The sequence below is a fragment of the Luteipulveratus halotolerans genome (assembly GCF_001247745.1).
Lineage (GTDB): Bacteria > Actinomycetota > Actinomycetes > Actinomycetales > Dermatophilaceae > Luteipulveratus > Luteipulveratus halotolerans.
The window spans coordinates 1,367,445-1,382,755 of record NZ_LAIR01000002.1 but is presented as its reverse complement, the minus strand read 5'-3'; the positions used below and the strand labels follow the sequence as shown (position 1 = coordinate 1,382,755).

Here is a 15,311-nt window from a genome sequence, read left to right as displayed (position 1 = left end):
CTTCGGTCGATCAGCATCGAAGGTCCAACTGACGGTGAGCACGTGCCAAGCGAAGAGATCATCGACGTCGCGGAGTACTTCGGTCGAGGCCCTGACGACACGCCAAGCGGCGTCCATTATCACCAGCTCAAGCACTCCTCTGTCCGCGTTGATGACCCAATTACAAGCTCTGAGTTGGGCAAGACCCTGAGCAAGTTCGCGGACATCTACCGTGACGCCCTCGCCGCCGGCAGTGCAGCCAACATCCGGTTCAGTTTCGTCAGCAACCGACTCCTGAACGCTAAGGTTCGCCAATCCCTGACCGACTTGCGCTCGGGGCGGCCCCCGTCACATGCAACTGAAGGGAACTACCTTCGCGACGCGCTGGGATTCGGAGCGGAAAGGACCGCCGAACAGAAGTTCTTTGATCGTTTCACGGTCAACGACGGGGTCCCTGGGGTGGAACACACTGAGCGGATCCTGACCGATGAGTTCAAGGACTACCTGCCAGGCGGTGGTACCGGATCCGAGCTCGCTGACCTGATGAACCACATCTCCCGGATGGCAACCCACGAGGCCAAATCAAACACCCTTACGCGTCACGACCTTCTTGTCATCCTAAGAACGACGGAGGATCAGCTCTTCCCCGCGTTGCCGGCTTTTGAAGACCTTGAACATGTGATTGAGACACCTGACGTTGACCGCATTGCCTCCATCCTTCGCTCTGGGAACCAGCCCAAACTCCTTATCACCGCGCACGGAGGCGTCGGCAAGTCGATCTTCGTCGGAATGCTGAAGGACAAGCTCGAGGATGTATCGTCGACGCTGCTGTTCGACAGTTTCGCGGGCGGAGATTACCGGCAACTCGGTAAGCGGCGGCACCAGCACAGAATTGCCTTGACCCAGCTTGCGAACGAGCTCGCCGGTAGAGGTCTGTGTACCGCCTTGATCCCGTCCCAGGTCGCGGAACCGGGCGATTACCTCAACGCATTTGAGAGCAAGGTCCGCAAGGCGTGCGCTTCTCAACCAGAGTCGTTGATCACGATCGTCATTGATGCTGCTGACAACGCGGTGATGGCCGCATCTGCCTTCCGTGAGCGACCGTTTATAGCAGATCTGTTTGATATTTCCTGGCCAGCAAACTTTCGCCTCGTTGCACTCTGCCGACCGGAGCGAAAGGAACTCCTTGGTTTGCCGGGTGACGTTCCCGAGATCGAACTCAGCGGGTTCGACCAGACACAAACAATGGCGCACCTGCGGACTCGATTTCCGACATCAACTGGGGCTCAGGGGGCTCAGTTGCATGTGCTGAGCACTGGTAACCCGCGCGTCCAGGCGATGGCTTTGGAAGGAGCGCAGTCGGCAGACGACGCCATCTCGACTTTGCAGATCGCAACCAATCGACCTGGTGCGGCTCTCGATGCCTTGTTTGCGGACCAAGTTCAGAACGTGGTCGCGCAGGGGCACTTGCTCCGAGACGAACTGGACCGCCTGTGCCAAGCACTTGCAACCCTGCATCCGACGATTCCGCTTTCGGACCTCGCCTTGATCGCTGAAGTCAGCGAAGACGCGATACGCAGTTTCGCTGTTGCCCTTGGCAGAGGCCTTCACTTCAATAATAACTCTCTCCAATTCCGGGACGAACCGACCGAGACTTGGTTCACAAATAATTACAGCCTCACCCCATTAGGGATGCGCAGCTTCGCGACAAGGGTTATCCCGCACTCATCTGCATCGGCATACATCGCCTCAATCCTTCCCCAACTGCTGTTCGAGGCGGGAATGGTCGACGAGCTTGTTGAACTGGCCCTATCTGACGGTGGACTTCCGACAGGAATCGATGATCTTCAGGCGCAAGAGATTGCGCGCGCCCGTTCCCGGTTCGCCCTGGGATCCGCGCTGCGGGCACAGCGATACGATGACGCGGCTCTGTTGGCAGTGAAAGCGGGAACGCTCTCATCCGGACACGCCCGTCGGATGAAGATGTTCCGCGCAAATCCTGACATTGCCGCAAGATTCCTGGACCGGGATGTCATCGATTCACTGTGCTCCGGTCGCGAGCTGACCGATGAGTGGCCGGGCTCAAATCTGCACGTAGAGGCGGTAATGCTTTCGAGCCTTGATGAGCGGCGCGACCTCGGGCGTGCACGCCTTACAGCCTCGTACAATACCATCAGAGCAATCCTTCGACTGGACAGCGACGAGCTCCGCGATCTCCACGCGCAAATCACACCGAAGGAAATCGCGAGTCTTGCGATTGCAATGATCAATATCGACGGTGCCAGCGCGGCAGTTCGGTTCCTTTCAGGATGGAGGCCACGCGAGTTCGTACGCGAGGCCAGTGCCATGTTCGCGTCTCGTCTCGCTGATGCCGGTCGGGCCAACGAACTTTCCGCGGTCGTCGCCCTCGCCGAATACTGTAAGCACATACAAATCGCCGTGACAGAGACGATGTTCGACTACGGCATTGTCCCGTCCAACGAGGCCACGGCAGCGTTGGCGGTGATGCTGAAGGATCGCAGTGAGCCCTTCCGACACCGAAGCGGCCCTTATGTGTACGACGCAGATCTCCGGGGCGTGACCTGGGCACTTCTGCATGCCCTCCGAATCGCAGCGATCACGGAAGATGATGCTCGCCGCGTACTCGAAGTTCACCTCGTTCCGCTCAGGGATCACGCCGGTGAAAGTTGGTCCGGCTTACTGCCGACGAGTTGCATACTCGGCCATGCACTCAAGGCTCGCCTTTCGAAAAAGCATCTCGAGGTTGGCGACGTCGTGATGCCGGAATTCCTCGAACGTCTCTTGAGAGATAGTCCGGTAGAGGAACGCCACAGCCGCGCCTTCAAGCAGAACATCACGCCACTCCTGCCATGGGCTACGTGCCTGGTCGATGCTGTTCTTGACGGACCGGTCGATTCCGTGCGGCTCGCAGTGTCGACCCTGGCGGCCAACGACTTTGCCACCAAGCACAACTACGATCCGCCGTTCGTTCGCCTGAACGGAATGGCAGAAATCGCAATTAAGATACTCAGCCTAATGCCCGATCCCATCTTTCTTGCGCAGTTCGAGGCCTGGCACAAAGCATCTGGCCACGCCATAACGCGGTCCCAACTGGCTGTCATCAGGTGCGCAGCGCGCAACCCAGATCTAGCATCGTTCGCGATCGCCGCTGTGAACCGAGCGTTGGATGCGAGCCAGAAGGACCGCCTAAATGCGGACGCGCGAGTTGACGAGATCATTGAGTTGGCACGCGCAATCCTTGCAACGAGTGAATCCGAGTCGCGAGCCATCTTTAATATCGCCGACCGCGAGGCAAAACTCGTCGGCGATGACCTGCCTGCTCGCTGGTACGCTCTGACCAACACTGCTCGTCGGCTCGGATCGGGCACGGAGCCAGAACGGGCCTACCGGCTGCTTCAGATCGGCGAGACCCTCGGGACGGACGAGGGTTCGGACATCTCGCGGCTCGCCACTCCCCTGTTCGAGATGCATCCCCCAAGTTACTACGCGGCCGTCTCGAGACAGCGCGACCGGCGTGCACTGGCGTTCGACAGACTGCTGGAGCCGATCATGAGCAACGCCTCAAAACTGGGGACACCAATCGGGGCACTCGCCGTCACTGCATTGGGCGCGCCCGATCAGTGGCAAGCCGTCACCGAAGCTCTGCCAGCGCAAGAGGCAGCACGCCTGGATGGCGTCTACCGTCAGTTCACAAGCCATTCGCGGCGGGGAGGGGAGATTCCGCTCGAAGATCGCAGCGCCAGCACATCACGAGACTGGGCGGGCTCTAAGCAGACGGACCCGACGAAGGTGGTCGGGCCGCTCGACTTCACCACTGCCGAGGGCTGGGACGGAGCGTTCGCGAAAGTTGACTGGTACTCAGATGCTCGGAGAACTGTGGTCCGCCTCGCACTCGGAAAGCTTCCTGCAAAACTGGCCGAGGCCATTCGGGCCATCGCGGATTCGACTGGCGCGCGCGAGGAAGATTTCGTCATCGCGGCAACGTACGCATCCGAGCAAACCCCAAGCGCTGGCCTCATGGAGTCCCTGGACTACCTAGCCGACGTGTTCGCCGACCGCTTCGCGGCAACCATCGCGACCCGTCATTACGACCGTCCTGACCTCGAAAAGTTCGCGGAAGCAGCTGGAGTACCCCAGAGAAGGCTCCTCGAGGCCGGTTTCGCCAAGCTTGGCGAGAAAGCACACACGCTGAACCACGAGGAATATTTTAGCCTGGCCTCCCACCTCGCTAGAACCCTTCAGGTTCCGAAGGCGGCTCTCGTATTCGACGCCCTGGCTGCTCTCTTCGACGATCTTGCACCGCCGGCGAAGGCATCAGACGGGCTGTACGCCAACATCGCGCAGCCGCCTGCTGACCTGGCCATATGCCTCGCTGGCCTGATCTGGGCGGCACTCGGCGACATGGCGATTGCTCGCCGATGGGAGGCTTCTCAAGCCGTACTGCTCCTGGTGGAAGTAGGAGATCAAGCAACGCTCAACGAGCTAGCTAAGTTTGCTGACGGCACCCACGACCCCGCACCGTTTTACGACGCACGCTTCGCACACTATGTGCTCCACTCTCGGACGTGGTTGCTGTTCGCACTGGAGCGGGCTGGTTCTGAGCCAACCGCGAACCTCTTGGCTGCCTTTGTCCCGTGGCTTCTCGAGCTCGTGGACGGGCCACCACACGCTGCCAACCAGGTCCTAGCACAGCGAACGCTTCAGGTCTTGGCCGACAGGGGTGCCGTGGCACCCACGCCTGAGTGGGCCGACCCGTTGGCTCGACGTCTATTCGCCGAATGGGACGAACTGGATTGGTCAGCTCAATCTGCGCGACAGGATCCATTCCAGTCCGAGGTAGACGCGCCTTCCGGCAACGGCGGGCATCCGTTCTTCTATGACTTTCGGCAATCCTGGGCCGCGCATCTCGGACGAGTGTTCGGAACGTCCGACGTGGCGTTGGCGATGAAGGCAGAGGTTATCGCTTGCGACCTGACCGGGTACGACGACGGCTACAAGGACCCGCGCCACGATGCCGGCGTGTTCAATCAACGGGGTTCGTATCCCGACCATCGCAACTGGCCCCAAGAAGAGGACTTCGCCTTCTACTCGGCGGTGCACGCCATCCTTAGCCTTGCTGCGGACCTTGCGTCGACACTGAAAGCGTTCAAAGATCAGAACGCTGATTTGGATGAGTACACGTCGTGGCTAAACGAGTTCCTGCCGAAACGGCGAGATGGGCGCTGGCTATCCGACCGAAGAGACTCCCCTCCAGTGCCCGCGCCAGAATTGCGTATCATGGCTAGCACGAATGACACCTGGCGGTGGTCCCTGACACCGTCGGATTTCGAAAGTGCCGTGGCCCATGGGACCGATTGGATCGTGGTCGACGCGTCCTATGCCACGACGCTCGGCGAAAGGTCCGAAGAAGTCGACATTTCGAGTGCCCTGATCCACCATGCGACAGCTAATTCGTATCTAACTGCCCTGCAGACGAATGCCCTGGGAGGACTGGGAGCACTCCCGACGACCGACGACAACTGCGAGGATGACATTGAGGGCGAGTCTCCGTTCCGACTTGTCCCATGGATAGACGGGTCATACTTCGAAGAGTCGATTGACCGGGACGATGAGCGTGGGCGAAATGTTACATTCCCACCCCCTCGTCCTTGTGCCGAAATCGTGGATCGGTTCGCCCTCGTCACCGACAATGATCTCCGGGTCTGGTCGAACCGTGCTCGTGAGGTATTCCGAAGCCGGGTCTGGGATAACACCGAACGGACCAGTCGGGAACACAGCACTGGAACGAGTGGAACGGACCTGGTAGTGGATTGGCAGTTCCTCAAGGAGGTCCTGAACGAGCGCGACATGACACTAGTGGTCCAAGTGAGGCTAAGGCGGGACGTACACCGGTCGTCCTATGACAGGAAGGAGTCCGATGAAATCCCCTGGATCGAGTGGTCCTCGAAGGTATATCTCATCGATCCGGAAGGACGGTGGACCGAGTACTGAGGCTGCACTCAAACTAGGTCGAAGACTTGCTGCAGAGTGCGCCGACCATGACCTGACGAGTCAGTGGATGGCGCACCATCTCGCAGCACTTGTCACGGCCGCCGAGACTGCAGATGCCGTCACGGTCGACCAGCGTACGGAGATCGTCGACCTTATATTGAAGATTTGGCGCGCTCGACGGACGCTCCCTGGGGATGTGCCAGCTCACGATCTCGACATGGTGTTCGCTGCGCTGGACATGCTTGGCGATGACCGGCCGTGGAGGTTTTCGCGGCTCCAGAAGTACGCGGACGACCTGGACGCAGCTCGGGCAGCCGCGGTGCCGCTGGTCGTCAAGGCAGTCCTCCTCGAACGCACCACTCGGCAGGCTGTTCTCGCGTTGATCTGGCTAGCTTGCGAGGATGCAGCCTCACGGAACGAGGAATGGCTGGTGACAGCCGCGAGCGCGATGGCACCTTTGGAGGACGAGCTGGCAGCCACCACCCAAAGTGTTCGCCGACGCCTACGCGACTTCTTAGGCGACGAGCCGTTCTCTGGGCTGGACACCGAACAGAAACCAAAGATCGATTCAATCGTCCTAGGCGGACGGCTGCGCGCAATGGCTGAAACTCTCACCGGCCTTGCCAACGAACTTGATGGCGACACGTCCACATCCGCTGCGACAAACCAGGACGCTCAGCACGGCCCAAGCACCGAAGGTTGATGTCCGAGTCGGGCTTGCTTGACGGCGACGCCTGCAATCCGCCCTAACTGAACTTAGGCGTGCCTGCAAGCTTTCCAACTGCGACCGATACGTTGGCCTGATTACCGGGTGTGACACTTACGGTGGTCGTGTTCGAGCGGCCCTTGTTCGTGCGAGTTTCGACGTGGTGGCTCCCAGGCGGTACGGGCACCGTGACAGCGCCCGTGCCTTGAGGTTGCCGAACGGCTTCCCATTCACCCATACCTCCATACCTATGATCGCCCGCGATCGCGTTCTCCTGCGCAGACGTCAGCGCCCCCAGGTGCGCCGGCATGGCCACGGCCATGCTGATGTCGTCGAACCGGTCGTCCGGCACCGTGCCCAACTCGCGGACCAGCGCATCGATCACCTCCGGGCTACGGATGTCCCCGACCACGCACCAGGCCTCCTTCGCGCCGGAGGCACCCGGCACCTCTGTCAGCTCGCGGGCAGCATCGAGCACGTACAACGCGAACCGGTCATCAGCAGCCAGCGTGCTGAGCGCCTCCAGCCGCGAGTGATAGGCCGCACCGACCGAGCGCATGCACTCATCCATCAGCCGCACCGTCCAGCCACGCACGATCGCCCGAGGAAGCAGCATCTCGTTCGCGGTGGTCAGCGCATCCGCCAACTGGAGCCAGTTGTACCCGGCCATCTGCGCCCCTGCCCGCTCCCGCTCGTAGAAGTCATCGACGAGACGCTCTCGGGCGGCGCTGCTGCTCTCTACCGTGCTCGCTGCAGCAGGGCGGTACTACCTGGCGCGTCGGGAACCATCCGCGCCGCCGCGCGCAGCGGAGCCGCCAGCAGCCCCGGGTCCAGACCGAGCAACCTCTCGTAGGTGCCGATGATCGACGCGTCGACGCCCCCTTGCCGCTCTCGGCACGAGTCTCGTCATACACCGTCAGCGAGATGCCCTGGGCCGCAGCGTGGGGACTGTCCGGCAAACGGTGTAACCGGCCTGACACGCCAACGCTGGTTGGCGAGGAAGGTCTGTGATGACCGAGACACTGGCGACTGTGTCGCCTGAAGATGATGACAGCGCTGACCATGTCGATGATCACGAGCGGGTTCGGCCGGCGGAACAGCCCGCGGCGGTGATGTCCGAGCGAGCCGCGGTAGCGCAGCTGGTCCGTGCCGCCCGGGCGCGTGGTGAGGACCTGACCGGCCCGGACGGACTGCTGAAGCTGTTGACCAAGACCGTGCTGGAGACCGCGCTCGATGAGGAGATGAGCGAGCACCTGGGCTATGACAAGCACGCGGTCGAGGGCCGTGATGGTGGTAACTCCCGCAACGGCACCCGGGCCAAGACGGTGCTGACCGACAACGTCGGCCCGGTCACGATCGAGGTCCCACGGTACCGGGACGGCAGCTTCGAACCGGTCATCGTCAAGAAGCGACAACGCCGCCTGGGTGACGTCGACACCGTCGTGCTGTCGTTGTACGCCAAGGGCCTGACCACTGGTGAGATCAGCGCGCACTTCGCCGAGGTCTACGGCGCCTCGCTGTCCAAGGACCGCATCTCGGTGATCACCGACCGCGTCATCGACGAGATGAGCGAGTGGTGCGCCCGGCCGCTGCTGCCGGTCTACGCGGCGATCTTCATCGACGCGATCTACGTCAAGGTCCGTGACGGCCAGGTCGGCAACCGGCCCTTCTACGCCGCGATCGGGGTCGACCTGCAGGGTCGGCGCGACGTGCTCGGGCTATGGGCCGGCACCGCCGGGCACGGGGAGTCAGCGAAGTTCTGGATGAGCGTGCTGGCCGAGATCAAGAACCGTGGCGTGGCCGATGTGTTCTTCATCGTGTGCGACGGACTGAAGGGGCTGCCGGACTCAGCGAACGCGGTGTTCCCGCTGGCCACGGTCCAGACCTGCATCATCCACCTGATCCGCGGGTCCTTCCGGTACGCCTCCAAGAAGTACTGGGAGGCGATGGCCAAGGACCTGCGCCCGATCTACACCGCACCGTCGCAGGAGGCGGCGTGGGCGGCGTTCGAGCAGTTCGAGGAGACCTGGGCGGCGATGTATCCCGCGATCTCACGGCTGTGGCGTGATGCGTGGGAGCAGTTCGTGCCGTTCCTGGACTACGACGTGGAGATCCGCCGAGTTCTGTGCTCCACCAACGGGATCGAGTCCTTGAACGCCCGCTACCGGCGCGCGGTCACCGCCAAGGGCCACTTCCCAACCGAGCAGGCCGCGCTCAAGACGCTCTACCTGGTGACCCGGTCCCTGGACCCCAAGGGCACCGGTCAGGCACGCTGGACCATGCGCTGGAAGCCGGCCCTGAACGCGTTCGCCGTGACCTTCGCCGACCGCATGCCCGCGGCCGAGAACCTGTAACCAAGTACGCCGGTTACACCGATAACCGGACAGTCCCGCAGCGTGCTCGACCAACGCCGGGCCAGGGTCAAGTCCCTTGTAGTGGTGTAGCGCTGCGTTCTCCTTGCTGAGGGTTTAGGCGGTCAGGGCGGGCAGGTCATCAACTCCGGTGTCGGGTTCGGTGGTGGGCACGATGTTGATGCGGCAGCGGGCCAGCAGGTCCAGGCCGAGGTAGCGGCGGCCTTCGGCCCATTCGTCGGTCTGCTCGGCCAGGACCGCGCCGACCAGCCGCACGATCGCCGCGCGGGTGGGGAAGATGCCGACGGCGTCGGTGCGGCGGCGGATCTCGCGGTTGAGGCGTTCGGCGGGGTTGTTGGACCAGATCTGGGTCCACACGTCCTTGGGAAACGCGGTGAACGCGAGGATGTCCTCGCGGGCGTGTGCGAGGTGCTCGGCCACGGCGGGCAGCTTCTCGGCCGTGTACTCGATGAGCCGGTCGAACTGGGCTTGTACGGCTTGGTCGTCGGGCTGGTCGTACACGCTGTGCAGCATCGCCTTGACCGCCGGCCACATGCTCTTGGGACAGATCGACATGAGGTTGGCGGCGTAGTGGGTGCGGCAGCGTTGCCAGGTCGTGCCGGGCAGGCTCGCTGCGATCGCCTCGACCAGCCCGTGGTGGGCGTCGGAGGTGACCAGCCGCACCCCGGTCAGGCCGCGGGCGACCAGGTCGGCGAAGAACTCATTCCACGCCGCGCCGGTCTCGGCGGTCGCGACGCGCAGGCCCAGGACCTCGCGGTGCCCGTCGTCGTTGACGCCGGTCGCCAGCAGCACCACGGCGTTGATGACCCGGCCGCCCTCGCGGACCTTCATCGTGAGCGCGTCGGCGGCCACGAACGTGAACGGGCCGGCCTCGCCCAGTGGGCGGTGGCGGAAGGAGTCGACGTGCTCGTCCAGGTCGGTCGCCATCCGCGAGACCTGCGACTTCGACAACGAGTCGATTCCCAGGGTCTTCACCAGCTTGTCCATGCGCCGGGTGGACACCCCGGCGAGGTAGCAGTCGGCCACCACGGTGATCAGCGCCGACTCGGCCCGTTTGCGCCGTTCCAGCAGCCATTCGGGGAAGTAGCTGCCGGTGCGTAGCTTGGGGACTGCGACATCGATCGTGCCGACGCGGGTGTCCAGGTCCCGGTGCCGGTACCCGTTGCGCTGAGCCGTGCGCGACGGGCTGGGCCGGCCGTACTCGGCGCCCACGACCGCGTCAGCGTCCGCGGACAGCAACGTGTTGATGATCGACTGCAGCAGGTTGCGCATCAGATCAGGGGACGCTTCGGCCAGGGCTTCACCCAACAGGCCAGCAGGGTCGACAATGTGTGGTGCGGTCATCGTGATGACTCCGTTCGAGAGTGCTGTGGAAGGTTCACTCGAAGGATCACGCGGTGGCCGCACCCACGTCCACGACCAGCTCGTGTCGACGATGGTCAGCGACCGCGCTACACCACTATCAGGGACTCAACTAAGAACCTTCTCGTGAAGATGGACGGGCTGACGAATCCCCGAGAGCGTCGGAGCGCGAAGAGTGCCCAACGACGCCTGGAACGTCTAGTGGCGCGCCATGAAGAAGAGGAGAGGTGGATGCGAGCTGCAATCGCTGGAGCGCCACCCATCTCACCGGACGCGGCCGATCAGATCGCCCAACTCCTTGAGGTGAGACGCACGGAACGGAACTACAGTCGGCTCCGAGACTGGGAACGTCGCTCTCCGGTCCACGGCGATGATGAGTAGGCCAGCGACCTGCGGCGCTCACACGAACAAGACAGTGTTCCTGCGGACTCAGCAGCACGCTTCCATGGTCAAGACACCTGCTGGTCCAGCAGCATCCCGACCAGCAGGCCGAACGGGTCGGTCGACAGGATCTCGTCGGCGGCAGTGTCCTGGGCGATGTGCAGGGAGGCCATGCGGGCAGCGTACGACGCCGCCCGTCCGCCTAGGCTGCGGCGATGAGCGATGTGCTGGACAGCGGGCCCTTCTTCCACGGGACCAAGGCCGACCTGCAGGTGGGTGATCACTTGACGGCGGGCTTCCCGTCCAACTTCCGGCCGGAGGTGGTCATGAACCACATCTACTTCATCGCTCTGCGGGACGGCGCCGGACTCGCTGCCGAGCTCGCGCCCGGCGATGCCGCCCCGCGCGTGTACGCCGTCGAGCCGACCGGGCCGTTCGAGAACGACCCCAACGTCACGGACAAGAAGTACCCGGGCAACCCGACCCGCTCCTACCGCAGCACCGAGCCGCTCGTGATCACCGGCGAGGTGCACGACTGGACCCGCCAGACACCCGAGGCGCTGCAGATGTGGCGTGACCGGCTGGCGTCCGCCCGTACCGGCGAGCGCGGAGAGATCATCAACTGACCGGCTCCGCCCGCGTCAGTGGCAGTGGGCGTACTCCGCACGGCGCCGCAGCATCACCGCGAGCATCAGCGGGAACATCGCGACGTGTGCGATGACCATGAAGCCGGTGCGGCCCAGCAGCCCGGACCAGACGAGCGGGAGCAGCAGGAGCGGCGCGTACATCACCGCGCACATCTCCAGGGTGCTGCGCCAGCCGTGCCCGCGCCACCGCATCATCGCCGCCATGCCGACGGACATGTCGGTGGCCATGAGCAGGTACGCCAGACCCAGGTGGTCGTGCGCAGAGACGGTGAGCCCGACGGCGGCGCGGGCCAGAGCGAGGACGCCCATCGCAACGAACATCGCGACGACCATCTCGAGGTAGTGACGGGCCAGCACGCGCCACTGCGGGCGAGCGACCGGCGTTGACGGGGTGAGCTGGATCGAGGTCATGCCAGCACCGTGCTCCCGGCACCGGGCCGGGCGGAACACCGCGGCCGCGATATGTCCGTAAACCTGGGATGCGGGTCATCCCGGACAGGGGCCACCGGTCGTCGTACGGGCCTACCGTGAGGACATGGACCCCGTACGCCGCGTCGTCGTCATCGGCTACCCCGCCGCCGAGCTGGTCGACATCGCCTGCGTCACCAGCGCCCTGGTGATGGCCAACTGGTTGCACGGCTCGGCGGTGTACGACGTCACGGTCGCCACTCCCGGCGGCCGTCCGATCGAGTGCGGCAGCGGGCTCACGCTGCAGGCTCAGGCGACCCTGGAACGGCTGAACGGACCGCTCGACACCGTGCTGGTCTCCGGCGGCATCGGGCACGTCGACGCCGCGGCGGACCACCGGCTCGTCGCCCACGTACGCCGACTCGCCCAGGAGAGCAGGCGCGTCGCCTCCGTGTGCACCGGAGCGGGAGTCCTCGCCGCAGCGGGCCTGCTCGACGGCCGGCGTGCGGCGACCCACTGGTTCCAGGCCGATGACCTGGCCGCGACGTACCCGGCAGTGTGCTTCGACTCCGAGCCGATCTACGTGCGCGACGGCAACGTCGTGACCTCGGCCGGTGTCACCTCCGCGCTCGACCTGACGTTGGCGTTCATCGAGGAGGACGTCGACGCCGACCTGGCTCGCGGCGTGGCGCGGCACATGGTGACCTACCTGCAACGACCCGGCAACCAGGCGCAGATGAGCATGTTCACCAGCGCTCCGACCGCCTCCGGCGATGTGGTGCAACGGGTGGTCGACAAGATCACCGCCGACCCAGGAGCTGACCTGACCACCGCATCACTCGCGGACGAGGCCGGGGTGAGCGAACACCATCTCACCCGGCTGTTCCTGCACGACGTCGGAGTCACGCCCGGCCGGTTCGTACGCCGTGCGCGCACCGAGTCGGCAGCGCACCTGCTGGTCACGACCGGGCTCACCATGGACCGGATCGCCGGCCGGTGCGGCTTCGGGAGCGCGGAGTCGCTGCGCCAGGCGTTCGTGTCGCGCTACGGCGTCTCGCCCTCGCACTTCCGCCGTACGCAGGCCATGCGGCCCGACGGCCCCTCAGACGTCGATGCGCTCGCGGTCGAGGTCACCGGCTGAGGAGACGATGAAGTCTCGGCGCGGAGCCACGTCACTGCCCATCAGCAGTCCGAACACGTGCTCGGCGGCCTCCGCGTCGGCCATCGTGACGCGGCGCAGCGTGCGGTGGCGGGGGTCCATGGTGGTCTCGGCCAGCTGGTGGGCGTCCATCTCACCCAGACCCTTGTAGCGCTGCATCGGCTGCTTGATCGTGCGGCCCTTCTTCTGCAGCCCCGCGACCGTGCGGCGCATCTCCTGCTCGGAGTAGGTGTAGATCGTCTCGCCCTTGGCCCGGCCGCTGGCGGTCGTCTGGATGCGGTGCAGCGGCGGCACCGCGGCGTACACCCGGCCGGCCTCGACCAGCGGACGCATGTAGCGGAAGAACAGCGTGAGCAGCAGGGTGCGGATGTGGGCGCCGTCGACGTCGGCGTCGGTCATCAGGATGACCTTGCCGTAGCGGGCCATGTCCAGGTCGAACGAACGCCCCGAGCCCGCGCCGATGACCTGGATGATCGCGGCGCACTCGGCGTTCTTGAGCATGTCGCCGACCGAGGCCTTCTGGACGTTGAGGATCTTGCCCCGGATCGGCAGCAGCGCCTGGAAGTCGGACCTGCGGGCGTCCTTGGCGGTGCCGAGCGCGCTGTCGCCCTCGACGATGAACAGCTCGGTGCGGTCGGTGTCTGAGCTGCGGCAGTCCTTGAGCTTGCCCGGCAGCGAGGACGACTCCAGCGCGGTCTTGCGGCGCTGGGTCTCCTTGTGCTGGCGCGCGGAGATGCGCGACTTCATCTCGGCGACGACCTTCTCCAGCAGCTGGGCCGACTGCGCCTTGTCGTCACGCTTGGTCGAGGTCAGGCGCGCGGTCAGCTGCGACTCGACGACCTTGGACACGATCTGGCGCACGGCCGAGGTGCCGAGGACCTCCTTGGTCTGGCCCTCGAACTGGGGCTCGGCGAGCCGCACGGTCACGACCGCAGTGAGCCCGGCGAGGATGTCGTCCTTCTCGACCTTGTCGTTGCCGACCTTCAGCCGCCGGGCATTGACCTCGAGCTGCTTGCGGAACACCTTCATCAGCGCCTGGTCGAACCCGGTCTGGTGGGTGCCGCCCTTGGGCGTGGCGATGATGTTGACGAACGAGCGCACGTGCGTGTCGTAGCCGTTGCCCCAGCGCAGGGCGATGTCCACGCCGCAGGTGCGCTCGACCTCGGTCGGGGTCATGTGGCCCTTGGAGTCCAGCACCGGCACGGTCTCGGTGAACGTGCCCTCACCCTCCAGGCGCCACACGTCGGTCAGCGCCGGGTCGGCGGCGAGGAACTCGGCGAACTCGCTGATGCCGCCGTCGTGCTGGAAGACCTCCTCGTGCGGACCGTCCTCCCCCGGCGTGCCGGGCAGGCCGCGCTCGTCGCGGATCACCAGAGTGAGCCCGGGGATCAGGAACGACGTCTGCCGCGCCCGGGTGATGAGCCCGTCGTAGTCGAAGCCCGCGTCCTTGAGGAAGATCTGGTGGTCCGACCAGTAGCGGATGCGCGTGCCGGTGACACCGCGCTTGGCCTTGCCGATGACCCGCAGCTCGCTCCCGGCGGTGAACGGCTCGAACTCCGCGTCGGGGCTCGGGCCGTCCTTCGGGTCGTGGAAGACGCCCGGCTCACCGCGACGGAAGCTCATCGCGTAGGTCTTGCCGGCACGGTCGACCTCGACGTCCAGACGGGCCGACAGCGCGTTGACCACCGAGGCGCCCACACCGTGCAGACCACCGGAGGCGGTGTAGGACCCGCCGCCGAACTTGCCGCCGGCGTGCAGCTTGGTGAACACGACCTCGACACCGGTGAGGCCCGTACGAGGCTCGATGTCGACGGGGATGCCGGCACCACGGTCGGCGACCGAGACCGAGCCGTCCGCGTGCAGGACCACGGTCACGTGGTCGCCGCGGTCGGCCAGCGCCTCGTCGACCGCGTTGTCGATGATCTCCCAGAGGCAGTGCATCAGCCCACGGGTGTCCGTCGAGCCGATGTACATGCCCGGTCGCTTGCGGACCGCCTCCAGGCCCTCCAGGACCTGAAGGTGACGAGCGCTGTAGTCGGCCGGACGGGTCGTGGTGGTGATGGCCACGGATGGAGCTCCTGCGAGAGATCAGGGAAGGACGCGGCTTGCGTCGTGGGAAGGCTAGCCGCCCGCGCCGACACGCGGTCGCAGGCTCTCCGAGAAGCCGACGGCCGTTCTGCTCGCAGCGAACGGACCGGCGCGACACCCCGCCGATCCCGGCGGATCAGTGGCAAATGACGTGCGCCACACCCTGAGAAGGTGCGGCACGGGAATCGCCTGGCGTG

The 15,311-nt window shown here is 64.7% G+C and carries 9 protein-coding genes and 1 pseudogene; 5 read left to right on the top strand and 5 right to left on the bottom strand.

Annotated features, from left to right (window positions below; genetic code table 11):
• The first annotated feature begins 42 nt into the window (after nucleotides 1-42).
• Both VV01_RS23260 and VV01_RS07135 read left to right on the top strand, forming a co-directional pair.
• On the top strand, nucleotides 43-5,991 hold the full coding sequence (locus VV01_RS23260) for a hypothetical protein (RefSeq protein WP_157508769.1): 5,949 nt from the start codon (nucleotides 43-45) through the stop codon (nucleotides 5,989-5,991).
• Between the two features lie 67 nt (nucleotides 5,992-6,058).
• Nucleotides 6,059-6,694 carry a hypothetical protein gene (locus tag VV01_RS07135; protein WP_050669287.1) on the top strand — a complete coding sequence of 212 codons (636 nt, stop codon included), beginning with the start codon at nucleotides 6,059-6,061 and terminating at the stop codon, nucleotides 6,692-6,694.
• 43 nt (nucleotides 6,695-6,737) lie between these two features.
• On the opposite strand, the gene VV01_RS07130 is transcribed toward VV01_RS07135, so the two are convergent.
• Nucleotides 6,738-7,367 (bottom strand): hypothetical protein, encoded by a 630-nt coding sequence (locus VV01_RS07130; protein ID WP_050669286.1) that lies wholly within the window; start codon nucleotides 7,365-7,367, stop codon nucleotides 6,738-6,740.
• 442 nt (nucleotides 7,368-7,809) lie between these two features.
• Here VV01_RS07130 and VV01_RS07125 point away from each other — a divergent pair, with 442 nt between their 5' ends.
• Nucleotides 7,810-9,051 (top strand): IS256 family transposase, encoded by a 1,242-nt coding sequence (locus tag VV01_RS07125; protein ID WP_050669285.1) that lies wholly within the window; start codon nucleotides 7,810-7,812, stop codon nucleotides 9,049-9,051.
• A gap of 114 nt (nucleotides 9,052-9,165) precedes the next feature.
• On the opposite strand, the gene VV01_RS07120 is transcribed toward VV01_RS07125, so the two are convergent.
• Nucleotides 9,166-10,413 (bottom strand): IS256 family transposase, encoded by a 1,248-nt coding sequence (locus VV01_RS07120; RefSeq protein WP_050668298.1) that lies wholly within the window; start codon nucleotides 10,411-10,413, stop codon nucleotides 9,166-9,168.
• A gap of 476 nt (nucleotides 10,414-10,889) precedes the next feature.
• Nucleotides 10,890-10,985, bottom strand: a pseudogene (locus VV01_RS23255) (HhH-GPD-type base excision DNA repair protein); the annotation flags it as partial.
• A gap of 42 nt (nucleotides 10,986-11,027) precedes the next feature.
• Here VV01_RS23255 and arr point away from each other — a divergent pair.
• Entirely contained in the window at nucleotides 11,028-11,438 is a 411-nt protein-coding gene (arr, locus tag VV01_RS07115) for an NAD(+)--rifampin ADP-ribosyltransferase (protein WP_050669284.1), read from the top strand.
• Nucleotides 11,439-11,453: 15 nt separating this feature from the next.
• Here the strand turns inward: arr and VV01_RS07110 are convergent, their stop codons facing one another.
• Nucleotides 11,454-11,870: a hypothetical protein gene (locus VV01_RS07110; protein WP_050669283.1), complete on the bottom strand. Its 417-nt coding sequence runs from the start codon at nucleotides 11,868-11,870 to the stop codon at nucleotides 11,454-11,456.
• A gap of 124 nt (nucleotides 11,871-11,994) precedes the next feature.
• Here VV01_RS07110 and VV01_RS07105 point away from each other — a divergent pair, with 124 nt between their 5' ends.
• On the top strand, nucleotides 11,995-13,008 hold the full coding sequence (locus VV01_RS07105) for a GlxA family transcriptional regulator (protein WP_050669282.1): 1,014 nt from the start codon (nucleotides 11,995-11,997) through the stop codon (nucleotides 13,006-13,008).
• On the opposite strand, the gene VV01_RS07100 is transcribed toward VV01_RS07105, so the two are convergent.
• The gene (locus VV01_RS07100; RefSeq protein WP_157508768.1) at nucleotides 12,970-15,093 is read right to left on the bottom strand and encodes a DNA gyrase/topoisomerase IV subunit B; all 2,124 of its coding nucleotides are present in this window, start codon (nucleotides 15,091-15,093) and stop codon (nucleotides 12,970-12,972) included. The two genes, VV01_RS07105 and VV01_RS07100, sit on opposite strands and share 39 nt — an antisense overlap.
• Between the last annotated feature and the right edge of the window lie 218 nt (nucleotides 15,094-15,311).

Coding starts and splice junctions, on each gene's coding strand:
- arr (WP_050669284.1), top strand. CDS start 11,028: ATGAGCGATGTGCTGGACAGCGGGCCCTTCTTCCACGGGACCAAGGCC.
- VV01_RS07125 (WP_050669285.1), top strand. CDS start 7,810: ATGTCCGAGCGAGCCGCGGTAGCGCAGCTGGTCCGTGCCGCCCGGGCG.
- VV01_RS07130 (WP_050669286.1), bottom strand. CDS start 7,367: ATGGCCGGGTACAACTGGCTCCAGTTGGCGGATGCGCTGACCACCGCG.
- VV01_RS07120 (WP_050668298.1), bottom strand. CDS start 10,413: ATGACCGCACCACACATTGTCGACCCTGCTGGCCTGTTGGGTGAAGCC.
- VV01_RS07110 (WP_050669283.1), bottom strand. CDS start 11,870: ATGACCTCGATCCAGCTCACCCCGTCAACGCCGGTCGCTCGCCCGCAG.
- VV01_RS07135 (WP_050669287.1), top strand. CDS start 6,059: ATGGCGCACCATCTCGCAGCACTTGTCACGGCCGCCGAGACTGCAGAT.
- VV01_RS07105 (WP_050669282.1), top strand. CDS start 11,995: ATGGACCCCGTACGCCGCGTCGTCGTCATCGGCTACCCCGCCGCCGAG.